A 14,591-nucleotide genomic window follows, 5' to 3' on the forward strand; every position below is an offset into this window, starting at 1 on the left:
ACGGGCAATCTTGGGCGCATCCACTTCCAGCAGCGTCACGCTGGGATTCAGCACTTCCTTGCGTACAATCTTTGCCAAAATAGTTCCCTCATTTCACTTTCTCAGATTATGTACCGCGCCCCGGGCGCGGGTATGGATATCCCGCGGGAGAGGGTTTTGCCCCCTCCCGCGGGGATAGCCGCCGTATTTCAGGGCTGGACCAGCACGATGCCCAGCCGCTTGGCCGCAGCCTCGGCCTCGGCCAGGGAGGGGCTGGCGTCCCGCAGGACCAGACGGCCGCCGCCACGGTTGAGGGTATCCACCATGCAGGTCATCTCGTCGGTGGTGATGGTGATGCGCTGGATGGCGTGCTCGGTGCCCTCCACGATCTCCACCTCGATGCCGTCGTCCTTGGTCATCTGGACGGACTTGTTGTACATCTGGTAGTCGGCGGTGGAGGCGCCGTACACAGCGCCCATCAGCACGCCGGGGATATTGATGGAGCGGCGGGCGAACAGCTCGGGATAGAGCTCCACACGGACCTTCTTGATCTTGCCCTTGGCCAGCTCATGGCAGATGCGGGCGGCGTTGGTGGGGCTGCCCACGGCCTGGCTGCTGCCGCCGACCACGGCGTCGCCCAGGGTGTGGAGGATGTCGGCCGCGCCGGTGGCCAGAGCCTTGGCCTTCTTGGCGGCCTTGTCCATGGTCTCGGCCATCTTCTTGGCCTCGGCGTCCTTGACCTCCTGGCGGACCAGGGACTCGACGGCGGGCTTACGCTTGAAGAAGGGCTCCATGTACTCCACCACGGTGGGCACGATGTAGTGGCCGGACTCCACGTGGACCTCGGCGGCCATGGCCAGCATGACGTCGAAGGGCACGTTGACGGTCATATCCACCTTCATGCACAGCTTGCCGGCATACATACCCATCAGGATAGCGCCGCCCACGTGGGTGGTGCACAGGGCGGGCACCAGCACACGGGGGGTGCAGGGCACGGCGATGGTGGGAGACAGGGCCAGGACCATGGCCTTCTCCATCTGCTCGGGGGTGCCGCCGCCCAGAGCGACGGTGGCGGCGGCGATGCAGGCGGAGCCGGCGCCGAAGCCCTCCATGTTGCAGCCGGTGGTGACCTTGCCCACACGGAACAGGCTGCCGATCTTCAGGATCAGGGCGGCGATCTCGGCGATGGTCTTCTCGTCGTAGCCGTGGACCATCATGGTCTTGATGAAGCCGGAGTAGGGGCAGGAGTCGCCGGTACCGGCGCAGGGACGCAGGCCGATGCAGTGGTTGCCCACCTGGGCGCCCAGGGTGTAGAGCAGGGCGTCGTCCAGGAAGGAGTCCTCAAAGCACTTGGGGCCGGGCTGGGCGGCCAGCTGAGAGGCCACGGTGCCCAGCAGAATGCTCTCGCCGTCCTTCACGCCGATCTCCACGGCCTTCAGGTTGTGGGCGTACTCGTTCATGATCCCAGTGAGGATCTCTTCCCGGCTCAGGCCGGTGCGCAGCTCAGTCTCCAGCAGGACCACGTCCACTACCCGGGCGTCGTACTCCTTGGCGACGGAAATCATCTCGCTGACGGTCAGGGGCATCTTCTCCTGAATGGCAGCTCTAATATCAGACATAGGCGTACTCTCCTTTTATCTCCCCGCAGGGCCGTTGCTGTTTAAATGAAAAAGATGCGGCGGCCCGGCGCGCCGGGCTGGGGAAACGATCCGCCGGGCGCACCGGAACCGCCGCATTCTTAGGGGGACTGCTTCGGTTGCCGGTTAGATTATTTCACAACGCGGCCGGTGGCGTAGTTGGCCTCGATGGCGCGGATCTCGGGCAGGCCCACGATCTCGTTGAACTGAGCGAAGGGGATCATGGTGTCCATGAGCTTCTCGGTGGTGTCGTCCCGGCGCATGCCCTCCCACAGGTCCACCATGGCCTTGGTGGTGACATAGACGGAGGCGGTGGGATAGATGATCAGGTTGTAGCCGAACTCAGACAGCTTGGCGTTGGTGAACATGGGAGTGCGGCCGCCCTCCACCATGTTGGCCAGGGTGAGCACGCCGGGCAGCTCGGTGTTGATGCGGCGCATCTCCTCCTCGGACTCGGGGGACTCCACGAACAGAATGTCGGCGCCGGCCTCCTTGTAGGCGTGGGCGCGCTCCAGGGCCTCCTCGATGCCGAAGACGGTGCGGGCGTCGGTACGGGCCATGATCATCATGTCGCCCTGACGGGTATCCACAGCGGCCTTGATCTTGCCCACCATCTCATCCTTGGAGATGACCTCACGGCCCACCATGTGGCCGCACTTCTTGGGCATGACCTGATCCTCCAGCTGGATGACAGCCACGCCGGCCTTCTCGTACTCGCGGACGGTGCGCATCACGTTGACGGCGTTGCCGAAGCCGGTGTCGGCGTCGGCGATGACGGGCACACCGGCGGCCTCCACCATGTTGCCGGCGCGCATGACCATCTCGCTCATGGTCATCAGGCCCACGTCGGGCTTGCCCAGGTGGCTGGCGGACTGGCCGTAGCCGGTCATGTACACGGCGTCAAAGCCCAGCTTGCCGATAATCTTGCCGGTGAGCATGTCGTGGGCGCCGGGGGCGACGATGGTCTTCTTGGTGGCAAACAGCTCGCGGATTTTAGTAGCTCCGTTCATGTTAATTCACTCCAAATCTAAAGATTGGCTTTAAGCCTGATCGACATATTCCTTGAGGAAATTCAGGGCGGCGTCGGGGTAGTGCTTGCCCAGCACGCCCATGGCGTAGAGCAGGTAGCTCCGGTCCAGAATGATCTTGGGGGGATTGAGGGGCAGCAGAGAGATGCCCGGATTTTCAAAGCAGCGCTCCACCAGGCCCACGGCCTTCTCCTTGTCCGAGTGGACGAAGATACCGCCCACGCAGAGCACCTTCTCCACGTTCCGCAGGTCGCGGCCCATGGCGGCGCCCGCCATGATGCCCATCACCGGGTCAGCAGCCTCGGCGTAGTGGCCGGCGTGCCGCCGCAGGGCGGTGGAGATGGCGCAGGTGGCCATGGCCCGCTCCAGGGACTGCTCCTTCTCCCCCTGAGGGATGTACTCGGGGTGGGCCTCCAGCTTGGAGGCAAAGGCCAGCACCTCGTCGGGCGTGACCTCACAGTCCAGGTCCATGGCTCGGATGATGGCGTTGGGGCCCACCGCCTCGGGGATGCCCGTGGCGCTGACACGCAGGCCCAGGTTGCCCTCCACGGTGCGGTAGGAGAACTGCTTCTCGTTGTTGATGACCAGGCCCCGCTCCTCAATGGCCAGCTTCTCCAGCTCGGGGAGGGCGGAGTGGATGTCGGTGGTGGCGCCGCCCAGATCGATGAGGATCAGGGAGCCGATGCCGTCCTGGTCGTAGGTGCCCCGGGCCAGCAGCTCGCTGGCCAGCAGCACCGCGCCCGGCGTGGGCACCACAGTGGTGTCGGCCAGGCTGTCCCGGAACTCCAGCAGGCCCTTGGCCCGGGTGATCTGCTTGATGAACTCCTCGTGAATGGCCTCGCGGGCCGGCTTCACGTTGAGGTCGTGGATGGTGGGCATGATGTTGGGCACCCGGACGTACCGGATCCCGTTGCGGTCGAACATCTCCGCCACAGGCATCTGGGCGTACTTGTTGCACGCCACAATGACGGTGGCCTTGCTGTGGAGGGAGCAGATCATCTCTGCATTCTCCATGGCGCAGCTCTCGTCGCCGCCGTCGGTGCCGCCGGAGAGCAGGATGATATCCGGGTTGATCTCCATGAGGACTTCCTTCCGGTAGTCCAGAGGCTCCTCGGAGGAGACCACCTGCATCACGCGGGCGCCGGCGGTCATAGCCACTTCCTTGGCGGCCTTAGCGGTGACCCGGGGCATATAGCCCAGAGCTACCATCCGCAGTCCGCCGGCGGCGGAGCAGGAGCTGTACCGCTTGCACAGCTCGTCGAACTCCACCCCCTGGGCCCGGATGGCCTCCTCGGCCTTGCCTGCACCCTCCATGATGTCGTGGAGGGTGGTGGGCGACTGGCCCCGGCCCAGGAAGGTGAACTTTCCCCGTTCCAGCCGGAAGGCGGCCGCCTTGGTGTAGGTGCTGCCTACATCAAATACGATAATATTTGCAAGCATATTCTGGTATCCTTTTTGGTCCTCGCCCGGCGCCGACGGCACCGGGCGGGCGAGGGAGAATCAGTACTGATACTTGGCCTTTTCCAGCAGGGCATAGCCCTCCATGAGGCGGCGGGCGGTGCGGACGATGGCGGCCTTCTTGACGTTGTTGTTCTCATCCACCTCGGAGTAGCAGGGGATCATGCCGGCGGGGTGGCCGATGCGCACCAGCTCGGGGGGATTGTCGTTGTGCAGGACCTGGTTGACCAGGGTGCCCTTGATCTTGGCGGCCACGCCGGTGCAGACGGTGGCGGTGCCGGCATAGGTCTTGTGCAGCACCTGCATGAACATCAAGCGGGAGACCAGATCCACATCTTCCTTCTTGATGGTCTTGTTCTCAGGGGGATAGTAGTAATCCTGGGCCTCGGTGATAAAGGCGACCATGGGGAAGGCAGGGGAGTTCTTGGTGGCGTCCTCCAGGTCCTTGGCCATGCCGCACTTGACGCAGGCGATGCCGCGGATCTCCTCCAGGTACTTCAGCAGCTCGGGATTGCCGTCGATCTCCTGCTGATCCTCGGTGCCCTTCATGCCCACGCTCTCGGCACGCACAAAGATCACGGGGTTGGCGCAGTCCACGATAGAGGCCTCGATGGGGCCGCGGCTGGTCTCGATGACGTCCACGGGGTTGCCGGTGGGCAGCAGCTTGCCGGTGGCAGCGCCGGCGGTACCGGACATATCCATCTGAATGGGGGCGGCGGTGCCGGGCACGCCGGCGATCTCCGCGTCGCCGGTGACCTTGGCCTTGCCGTTCTCCACCATGACGTAGGACTTCATCAGCTTCTGGGTGTTGGTCTGCCAGATGGTGACCTCGTTGAGGCCCTCATGGCAGCTGACGATGGACTCGTCGATGGCGAAGGGGGCAACACCGGAGGAGATGTTGCCGCAGTTGCCGTTCCAGTCCACCTTGGCGTCGGTGATGGACACCTGGGCAAAGGTGTAGTCCACATCGGCGCCGGGCACGGAGCCGGGGCCGACGATGGCCAGCTTGCTGGTCAGGGGATCAGCGCCGGCCAGACCGTCGATCTGGCGCTTGTCGGGAGAACCGAAGATGCCGAGGATGATCTTGTCACGCTCGGGACCGGGCGCGGGCAGATCGTTCTGCTTTAGGAAAATGCCCTTGCTGGTACCGGCGCGCATAATCACGCAAGGGATTCTGAACTGATCCATGATGATTACCTCCTATACGGCTTTTTCGCTGTACTGCCGCTCCCGGCGGGAACGCGCCCGCCGGGAGGAGTGGAAAATTTACTTCTTCTTTTCTTCGATGAGCTTGGTGATGGTCTCCAGGCACTGCTCGGGAGTGGAGTCGGGGCCGAAGAAGGCGTCCACGCCCATAAAGCCCACGCCTTCCTTCTTGATCTTATCCTCGTAGTACTGGTGCTCCTCTTCCTTCTCAGCGATACGGCCGCCGGCCCAGACAACCACCTTGTCCCGGATGCCCAGCTCCTTCAGGCGGGCCTCCACACGGGGGAACAGGGTGACGCCCAGACCCAGCAGGTTGCTCACGCCCACGGCGTCGGCCTTGACCTCAGCGGCCACCTCGGCCACGGTCTCGGGCAGGTTCATGCCGCGGAGGTAGATGACCTCGAAGCCGGCGTCCTGGAAGGTCTCACGGATGGTGTTGATGCCGTTGACGTGGGCGTCGGCGCCCACGGTGGCCAGAACGATCTTCTCCTTCCGCGTGGGGGGCTTATCCACGTGGACGGTGACATGCTCCTTGGTGATGGGGCAGCGGGTGGGATCCACGCCCAGGGGGGTGTAGCCCTCCACATAGCGGGTGATGCCGTCGGGATCGCGGTTGGTCTTGACGAACCGCTTCAGATCCCAGCCGCCGGCGCGAGGCGTATCCATCTTGCCGCTCTTGCCGCCGTCCACGATGAGGTCGATGAGCTCCTCGTCGGTCCACTGACGCCAGAAGTCCTCGGTCAGGCAGCCGGGCTTCAGGCTGCGGCTGGGCAGGTGGAGCACGGCCTCCAGCACGGCAAAGGCCTCGTCCATCATCATGTTCTCGTACTCGTCGATCTTGGGGGACTCGATGCCCGGGTTGTAGGTGCGGCGGAACACGTCCTCGCTGGCCCAGATGGCCTGGCCCATGGAGTCGCCGGTGGGGATGCCCACGCTCTCGGCGGCCTTGGGACGGTAGAAGTTGGCGCCGCCTAGCTTGGCGGAGATGGCCATACGGGCGAAGTGGGCCTGCTCGGCCACCAGGTTTCCGGGCGGGTTCTGGAAGGTCTCGGGCACCACGATCAGGCTCTTGGAGAGCATGTTGTGGCGGAAGGCCCGCATGATGGCCAGGTCGCGGTACAGGTTGTTGCCGCCCACGTTCATCTGGATGCCGCTCAGCTCCCAGGGCAGGCCGCCGTGGACCGCCAGGCCCTCGGCCAGCAGGCACATGGCGATGCCCATGCCGTCGGTGCCGCCGATGTTGTTGATGTGCTTGTGGGTGTCCAGCTGGGCAAAGATCTTGTTCTCGCCGCAGATCTGGATGGCCTTGTAGCCGTTGACCACCTTGGTGCGGAAGTCGTGGATGCCGCGGCCGCCGAAGTGGACGTGGATGACAGGGCCGATATCCGTGCCGTCAAAGCCGGCGATCAGGGCGTTGAGGATGTTGATGTGGGCGGTATCGCCGGTGGCGTTGATACGCACGGGGTGCTTGGAGCCGCCGCCCATCTGGATGAACTCACGCTCGCCCTTGGGGGTGATGCCGCCCTTGCCGCGGGACTGCTCGATGAGCTCGCGGCCCTTCAGGGGATCAATGTGGCGGGTGGCCTCGGAGTGAACGAAGTGGAAGACGGTGTCGTCGTACATCTCGGCGTACTTGTACATCTCGCAGGACTCTTTCCAGGTCTCCTCAGCGGTGTTGCGGCCCAGGATGGGGTTCAGGCAGGGCACGCCGGTCTCCAGCGCCTTCTGGCCCAGCTCATAGATGCGGTAGCCGCTGCGGACAACGCCGGCCACCTCGCGGGGATAGGGGGCGGGCAGGCCCACTACCTCGCCGTTCTCGTCCAGGTCGGGCATCTCCACGTCGAAGCAGTCGGCATAGGCGCGGATGGTCTCGATGTCTTCCTTGATGATCTTTTTTGTTCTCTCCTGCGGGTCTTTCATTATCATATCACCTTGTTTCCCGATTTTCGATTCTCTTGTAATCTGAACTCTATGGCACCGGCCCTGCCCCACCTGTGGGCAGGGCCGGTCGGGTATGATATTACCCCTCGATTCCCAGCTCGGCCCGGACACGGGGGATCAGGCCGCCGTACTCCAGGGTCTTGCGCACGTTCTCAGACAGGGGGTTGAACTGCTTGACCTCACCATTGACGGTGACGGTACCCTTCTCCAGGTCGGCCTCGATGACGTCGCCGGTCTTCAGGCAGTCCGCCACATCAGCCACCCACACGGGCATGCCGATGTTGATGGAGTTGCGTCGGAAGATACGGGCAAAACCCTTGGCGATGACCAGGGCCACGCCCACCTGCTTGAGGGCGATGGGGGCCTGCTCTCGGGAGGAACCACAGCCGAAGTTGCGGCCGGCCACGATAATGTCCCCAGGCTGGAACACGGACTTGAAATCCAGGCCGGCCAGACCGGCCATGGCGAACTTGCCCAGCTGGTCCATGGGCTCAGCCATGGCGTATCCGGGGAGAATCTGATCGGTGTCCACATCGTCGCCCAGGACGATGACTCTGCCCTTGATGGTATTCATGTCAGTCCTCCACCTCCGGAACGGTGATTTTGCCCGCCAGGGCGGTGGCCGCGGCGGTAGCGGGAGAGGCCAGGTAGATGTTGGCCTTCATGCTGCCCATACGGCCGGGGAAGTTGCGGTTGGTGGTGGAGACCACCACGTCCCGCTCGCTGGTCAGGCCCTCGTGGGCGCCGAAGCAGGGGCCGCAGCCGGGATTGAGCACCGTGGCGCCGGCGTCCCGGATGATCTTGCACCAGCCGCGAGCCTCCATCTCGTCCAGCACGTCGCGGGAGGCGGGGACGATGAGGGTGTTCACGTTGGGATTGACCTTCTTGCCCTTGAAGGCCTTGGCCACCTGCTCCATGTCGTTGATACGGCCGTTGGTGCAGGAGCCCACCACCACCTGGGTGACGGGGGTACCGGCCACTTCCCGGACGGGGACCACGTTGGCGGGAGAGAAGGGACGGGCGATCTGGGGCTCCAGCTTGCTCAGGTCCACTTCCCGCACCTCGGCGGTGTCCGGCTCCAGGGCGGTGGTGCCGAAGATGGTGATCATGCTGCCGATCTCAATGCCCATGTTGCACACGGTCATGCGCTCGGCAACGGAGAAGTCCTCAATGCCCTCGCCGGTGAAGAGGAGGGCCTTGTCCACCAGGTAGTCGGTGCCGAAGACGCTGCCCAGATACAGGATCAGGTCCTTGCCGAACACGTTGGCGGGCTTCTTGCCGGTCAGGTGGATCTGGACCACCTGGGGCACCTCCAGGTCCAGCTTGCCAGTGGCCATGGCGGCGGCCAACTCGGTGGAGCCCACGCCCACGCCCATGACGCCGTAGCCGCCGCAGGTGCCGGTGTGGGAGTCGGCGATGGCGATGAGGTCGCCGGGGTTGGCCCGGTGCTTCTCATACATCAGCTGGTGGATGACGCCCTCGCCCCGCTGGTAGAGGTGGACGCCGAACTCCTTGGCGAAGTCGTCCATGGCCCACACGCTGTTGCGGGCCTTCTCGCTGGCGGCGGGGTAGATGTGGTCCACGATCAGGACCACCCGGTCGGGGTCAAAGACCTTCTTGACCCCGATCTCCTGGAACATCTTGATGGCGATGGGGGCGGTCACGTCGTGAGCCGCCACGTAGCTCACCCGGCAGGACAGGTCGTCTCCCGCGTGGGCCTCCTCCACCCCGGCAGCTCTGGCAAGGTATTTTTCAATGCAGTTCATGGAAAAACCTCCGTGCTTATTTCTTATAGAGCTCCCGCATGATGTCCAGGTGCTGGATGGGCAGCTTGCCGAAGCGGATATTCAGGGCGTTCTCCACAGCGTCCGCGGTGGCGGGGATAGTGGGGATCAGGGCGGGCTCGCCCACGCCCTTGGCGCCGAAGGGGCCGGTCTCGCCGGTGCCGCTCTCCACCACGATGGGGTAGATCTCGGGCACATCCATGGCGGTGGCCAGCAGGTACTTGGAGAACACGGGGTTGGTGATGCGGCCGTTCTTGGTCTCCACCTTCTCCAGCAGGGCGAAGCCGATGCCCATGGCCACGCCGCCCTCGATCTGGCCCTCAACGGCCTGCTTGTTGACGGCGGTACCCACGTCGTGGGCGGAGATGACGTTGAGCACGTCCACCAGGCCGGTTTCCACGTCCACTTCCAGGTCCACGATGGTGGCGGCGTAGGAGTACACCTCGAAGGGGATACCAAACATGTTCTCGGGATTCAGGCCGGTGGTTCTGGGGTTGTAGGACCCGCAGCCCAGGGCCAGCTTGCCCAGGCGCTTCATCTCGCCCATCAGCTCGGTATAGGTCATCTTGACGCTCTCGTCGTCGGCGGAGTAGATCTCGCGGTGCTTGAACACCAGCTTCTCCTCGGGCACGTTGAGGAACTTGGAGGCCACTTCAGACAGGGTCTTCTTGGCCATCCGGGCGGCCAGCATGGTGGCGGAGCCGGAGATAAAGGTCTGGCGGCTGGCGGAGGTGGCGCCGCCCTCGGGGGTGACCTGGGTGTTGGCGGAGGTGACGCGGACATCCTCGTACTCCACGCCCAGCTCCTCGGCGGCGATCTGGGCCATGGCGGAGGTGGAGCCCTGGCCGATATCGGCGCAGCCCACCATCAGGTTGACGCTGGCGTCAGGCAGAACCTCCACAAAGGCGCCGGCGGGGTTGGGCAGGCCGGTGTTGCCGATGCCGTAGTACATGCAGCCGTAGCCGCGGCCGCGGCGCTTGTTGGGAGCGGTGGGCACGCAGGGAGGCAGGACCTCCTTGGCCTTCTCCCGGGCGGCCTCCAGGCACTTGATGAAGCCCACGTCCTCACCCAGCACCTGGCCGGTGGGGGTGACGCTGCCGGGCCGGTGGGCATTGAGGATACGGATGTCGATGGGGTCCATGTTCAGGGCCTTGGCCAGGGCGTTCATCTGGCCCTCGTGGGCGGTGGCCACCTGGGGCACGCCGAATCCGCGGAAGGCGCCGGCCATGGGGTTGTTGGTGTAGTAGAAAGTGGCGTCGATCCGCACGTTGGGCACCTCATAGGGGCCGGCGGCGTGGACCACGGCACGGGTGATAACGGCGGGGCCGTAGGAGGCGTAGGCGCCGGTGTCGCCCAGCAGGGTGGCCTGGACGGCCAGGATCTTGCCGTCCTTGGTGGCGCCGGTCTTGTAGTGCATCTTCATGGGGTGGCGCTTGGAGGACACCATGGTGGACTCCATGCGGGTGCGGACGATCTTCACTGGGCGGCCGGTGTAGTAGGACAGCAGGGCCGCGTGGCACTGGACGGAGATGTCCAGCTTGCCGCCGAAGCCGCCGCCGGTGGTCACCTGGATGGAGGACACCCGGTTCTCCGGGAAGCCCAGCATGCCGGCGATCTCGCCGCGGTCGTAGTGGGGGTTCTGGGTGGAGCTGTAAACGGTCATGATGCCGTTTTCGTAAGTAGCAAGGCCCGCGTCAGGCTCAATGAACATGTGGGAGAGCATGGGGGTCTCGTAGTCGTTCTCAATGATGATGTCGCACTGCTTGAAGGCCTCGTCCACGTTGCCGTGCTCCAGGTGCTTCTTCTGGTGGACATTGGTGGTGCCGTGGACAATGGGGGCGTCGGGCTCGGCGGCACGCTCCATGCTCAGCACCGGCTCGTACTCCTCGTACTCCACCTTGATGGCGTCCAGGGCCTCCTGGACCAGCTCGGGGGTCTCGGCGGCCACAACGGCGATGGCGTCGCCGTAGCGGCGGATCTTGTCGTCCACCAGGACGGGCTCATCCTTGATGATGATGCCGATCCGGTTCTTGCCGGGGATGTCCTTGGAGGTGCGGACGGTCACCACGCCGGGGATGGCCAGGGCGGCGGAGGCGTCGAAGCTCTTGATGACGCCATGGCAGATGGTGCTGCGGAACACGCCGCCATAGAGCATGTTGGGCAGCTCCATATCAGCCGCGAACTTGGCGGTGCCCATGATCTTCTCCATGGTGTCCTTCTTGACCACGCTCTTGCCCAGGACGGAATATTCCCGCTTGTCAGCGGCGGAGACGCTCAGATTGCTCTTCTCCTTCACAGCGGTCTCAGGTTTCATGCGTTGGCGCCTCCTTTCGCGTCGCGGGCCATCTCAACGGCCTTGACGATCTTGGCGTAGCCAGTGCAGCGGCAGAGGTTGCCGGACATGGCCCGCTGAATTTCAGCCTTGGTGGCGTGGGGGTTCTTATCCAGCAGGGCCTTGGCGGAGAGGACCATGCCGGGGGTGCAGTAACCGCACTGGACAGCGCCGGCGTCCACGAAGGCCTGCTGAATCACGTCCAGGGTGCCGTCCTCCTTGGTCACGCCCTCCAGGGTGACCACGCTGCCGCCGTCCACCTGGCCGGCCAGCATCAGGCAGGAGGTGACCGCGTTGCCGTTATAGATCACGGTGCAGGCGCCGCACTCGCCCTCGCCGCAGCCTTCCTTCACGCTGGTCATGCCCATGTCCTCACGCAGGAAGTCCACCAGGCGCTTATTGGGGTCGGCCATCACAGACACGTCATGGCCGTTCAGGTTAAAATTAATACAAATCTGTTCCATAGTATCGGCTCCCTCCTACTCAGGCCAGGCCCAGCTGGCTGAGAATCTGGTCGTAGCACCGGCGGGCCGCGCCGCGGACGCCCTCACGCTTGTAGACCACGGAGGGGCGGGTGGGGATGGCGGCCTGGACGGCGTCGGTAAAGGCGGGCAGGGTATCGTACAGCACGCTCGCCTCCAGCTGCTTGCCCTTGAGGAGCGCCTCCAGTTCGGGGGAGCGCATGGGGTGCTTGCTCACGGCGCCCAGCACAACCCGGCAGTCCTCCACCTTGTTGTCGGGGGTACGCTTGACGTAGATGCTGACAGCCAGCACCACGATGGCCAGGGACTTGCGCTTGCCGATCTTGAAGTAGCCCACGGCCTCGTCGGGGCCGATGACGGGGAACCGGGCCTCCACCATCAGCTCGTCGGGCCGGATGGCGCAGTTGCCGGGGCCCTTGTTGAAGTCCTCAATGGTCATGATCCGGTCGCCCTTGGCGCTGCGCAGCACCACGGAGGCGCCATAGGTCACCAGGGTGGTGGGGGAGTCGCCGGCCACGGAGGCGTTGACCACGTTGCCGCCGATGGTGCCCAGATTCCGGATCTGGGGAGAGCCCACGTGGATGGCCGTCTCGTACAGGGCGGGCAGCTTCTCCTTTACGTAGGGGTTATTCTCCAGATCGGTGAAGGTGGTAAGGGCGCCAATCTTCACCATGCCGTCCTCTTCCTTCACGTAGCGCAGCTCGTCCAGCTTGCTGATGCTGATGACGTGCTCGGGGGTCTTGTGGCGCTCGTTGAGCTCGATGACCACGTCGGTGCCGCCGGCGACCACAGCGCAGCTGTTCTGGTACTTGTCCAGCATCTCCACAGCTTCAGCCACTGTGGTGGGGGCGTGATAAGTAAAGGGCTTCATTGGATTCAGGCTCCTTTCTGCGGATCGGCCTCGCCGTGGATCTTGGCGCCGGTCAGGTCCTCCCAGACCTTGACGATGGAGGACATATCCTCGCGGCCCTGGCCCTTGGCTCTGGCCATCTCGTACACCTGAACGGCGGCGGCGGTCATGGGCAGGGGCACCTTCTCGTCCCGGGAGGCCTCCAGGGCCAGACCCAGGTCCTTGTACTGCAGGTCCACCGCGAAGCCGCCGGTGAACTGGCCGGCCATGATGAACTTCTCCAGCTTGGCGTCCAGGGCGTAGCTGCGGCCGGAGGACACGGAGATGACCTGCTTCATGGTCTCCACGGACAGGCCGCACTTCACGCCCAGAGTCAGGGCCTCGGCCAGAGCGGCCATATTACAGCCCAGCAGCAGGTTGTTGACCATCTTGATGGCGTCGCCGCCGCCGGCCTCGCCCACGTGATAAATATTCTTGCCCAGCACGTCGAAGATGGGCTTGACCTTGTCGAAGGTCTCGTCGTCGGCGCCCACCATGATGGTCAGGGTGCCGGCGGCAGCGCCGGACACGCCGCCGCTGACGGGGGCGTCGATGTAGTGGATGCCCTTCTCGGCGGCCTTCTTGGCCATGCCCTTGGTGGTGTTGGGCGCCACGGAGCTCATGTCGATGATGATGGTGCCTTCTTTGCAGTTCTCAAACACGCCGTTCTTGCCGCACATGGTGCCTTCCACGATCTTGGCGTTGGGCAGAGAGCAGATGATGACATCGACGTGACCGGCCATCTCACCGGCGGAGGGGTGGCCAATGGCGCCCTTGCCCTCCATCTCTTTCACCGCGGCCTCCACCACGTCGAAAGCGTGCACCTCATAACCGGCAGTCAGCAGATTGCTGGCCATAGGCCGACCCATTGCGCCAAGACCGATGAAACCAATCTTCATTTTCATGCACTCCATTCTATTTCGGTTTGTTGATTCCCTCTGTTCAGATCAATCGTTCACTCAAATTTGTTCAGACCGTTGGGAACGATGGCTCCGCAGCCTGAAACCGGATTCTGCCGGGGGAACCGGCATTCTCAACGGTCTGAACTGTTGTGATCTCTCATGTTGAATTCCGTCATTCCGTTTTGAATTTCATTTGGGAAAAGGCCCCCGACCAGCTCCAACGGGTCGGTCGGGGGCCTTTCTCAAATTTTTTCTGGTTTACTGTGCAGCTTAGTGCATGCCGTCCTCGCACTTGGCCTCGGACTTCTGCAGGCCGCCGATACGGCCGACGCCGTTCACAGTGGCGTGGGGACGGCCACCGTCGGCCAGGACAACGGCCATGACGATCTCGTCAGCCTTGGGGGCGTCGGGGATGCGGACCTCGAAGGAGCCGTAGTGGGTGCGCACGAAAGCGGCATCCTTGTAGTGCAGGGAGATGTCCAGGGAAGCGCCGACGCCGCCGACCTTCTCGTTGGAGGGGATGATGGACTTGCCGCCGCCGATGGCCGCGCGGATGGGCTTGCCTGCCTTGGGGTGCAGCATAGCGGAGGAATGCTCCAGCTCGCCGTCGGTACCCACGATGCAGCCCTTGCCGTAGGTCTCAACGTTCTCAGCGCCCAGCAGCTCGGCGCCCTTGCGGGCCAGCAGATCGCCCAGGTACTCACCGTACTCGGTCAGCTCGCTCAGATCCTCCTGCCACTTGCCGGCATAGGGGTTCTTGATGACAGCAGCCACGGAGACGGTCTTGATGGACTTCTTGCCGCCGTTCTCGATGGGCATGTCAGCGCCGCCCTCATAGAACACCTCTTCCAGGTTGGTTACGATCTTGCGGATTTTGGGCTCTTTCATGGCAAAACACTCCTTTAAAATTTTTGGATGTATTTTTTATTAGAATGTCTCGGCCGGTCGGGGCG

General features: G+C 63.9%; 12 protein-coding genes. All 12 read right to left on the minus strand.

The annotated features are described in order from the left end of the window. Nucleotides 1-188: 188 nt before the first annotated feature. Nucleotides 189-1,598, minus strand: a complete 1,410-nt coding sequence (locus tag WMO64_RS14060; RefSeq protein WP_294520430.1) for a serine dehydratase alpha family protein — start codon at nucleotides 1,596-1,598, stop codon at nucleotides 189-191. Nucleotides 1,599-1,747: 149 nt separating this feature from the next. Further along, nucleotides 1,748-2,626, minus strand: coding sequence for an isocitrate lyase/PEP mutase family protein (locus tag WMO64_RS14065; RefSeq protein ID WP_294520433.1), 879 nt, complete (start codon nucleotides 2,624-2,626; stop codon nucleotides 1,748-1,750). 30 nt (nucleotides 2,627-2,656) lie between these two features. Further along, the gene (locus tag WMO64_RS14070) at nucleotides 2,657-4,084 is read right to left on the minus strand and encodes a glutamate mutase L (RefSeq protein WP_294520436.1); all 1,428 of its coding nucleotides are present in this window, start codon (nucleotides 4,082-4,084) and stop codon (nucleotides 2,657-2,659) included. Nucleotides 4,085-4,144: 60 nt separating this feature from the next. Then, complete coding sequence (locus tag WMO64_RS14075; RefSeq protein ID WP_294520438.1) at nucleotides 4,145-5,290, minus strand: 2-methylaconitate cis-trans isomerase PrpF family protein; 1,146 nt, start codon at nucleotides 5,288-5,290, stop codon at nucleotides 4,145-4,147. 78 nt (nucleotides 5,291-5,368) lie between these two features. Beyond that, the gene (locus WMO64_RS14080; RefSeq protein WP_294520441.1) at nucleotides 5,369-7,228 is read right to left on the minus strand and encodes a cobalamin-dependent protein; all 1,860 of its coding nucleotides are present in this window, start codon (nucleotides 7,226-7,228) and stop codon (nucleotides 5,369-5,371) included. 100 nt (nucleotides 7,229-7,328) lie between these two features. Then, a complete protein-coding gene (locus tag WMO64_RS14085; protein WP_294520444.1) occupies nucleotides 7,329-7,823 on the minus strand; it encodes a LeuD/DmdB family oxidoreductase small subunit in 495 nt (164 codons plus the stop codon). 1 nt (nucleotide 7,824) lies between these two features. Beyond that, complete coding sequence (locus tag WMO64_RS14090; RefSeq protein ID WP_294520449.1) at nucleotides 7,825-9,015, minus strand: 3-isopropylmalate dehydratase large subunit; 1,191 nt, start codon at nucleotides 9,013-9,015, stop codon at nucleotides 7,825-7,827. Between the two features lie 16 nt (nucleotides 9,016-9,031). Beyond that, on the minus strand, nucleotides 9,032-11,347 hold the full coding sequence (locus WMO64_RS14095; RefSeq protein ID WP_294520453.1) for a xanthine dehydrogenase family protein molybdopterin-binding subunit: 2,316 nt from the start codon (nucleotides 11,345-11,347) through the stop codon (nucleotides 9,032-9,034). After that, nucleotides 11,344-11,829, minus strand: a complete 486-nt coding sequence (locus tag WMO64_RS14100) for a (2Fe-2S)-binding protein (protein ID WP_349232374.1) — start codon at nucleotides 11,827-11,829, stop codon at nucleotides 11,344-11,346. Before WMO64_RS14100 ends, WMO64_RS14095 begins: the two co-directional genes overlap by 4 nt. A gap of 19 nt (nucleotides 11,830-11,848) precedes the next feature. After that, a complete protein-coding gene (locus WMO64_RS14105; protein ID WP_349232375.1) occupies nucleotides 11,849-12,718 on the minus strand; it encodes an FAD binding domain-containing protein in 870 nt (289 codons plus the stop codon). A gap of 5 nt (nucleotides 12,719-12,723) precedes the next feature. Continuing rightward, the gene (locus WMO64_RS14110) at nucleotides 12,724-13,650 is read right to left on the minus strand and encodes an NAD(P)-dependent oxidoreductase (RefSeq protein WP_294520463.1); all 927 of its coding nucleotides are present in this window, start codon (nucleotides 13,648-13,650) and stop codon (nucleotides 12,724-12,726) included. Between the two features lie 258 nt (nucleotides 13,651-13,908). Beyond that, complete coding sequence (locus tag WMO64_RS14115; RefSeq protein ID WP_294520466.1) at nucleotides 13,909-14,526, minus strand: amino acid synthesis family protein; 618 nt, start codon at nucleotides 14,524-14,526, stop codon at nucleotides 13,909-13,911. Between the last annotated feature and the right edge of the window lie 65 nt (nucleotides 14,527-14,591).

The organism is Pseudoflavonifractor intestinihominis (assembly GCF_040096055.1).
GTDB lineage: Bacteria > Bacillota > Clostridia > Oscillospirales > Oscillospiraceae > Pseudoflavonifractor > Pseudoflavonifractor intestinihominis.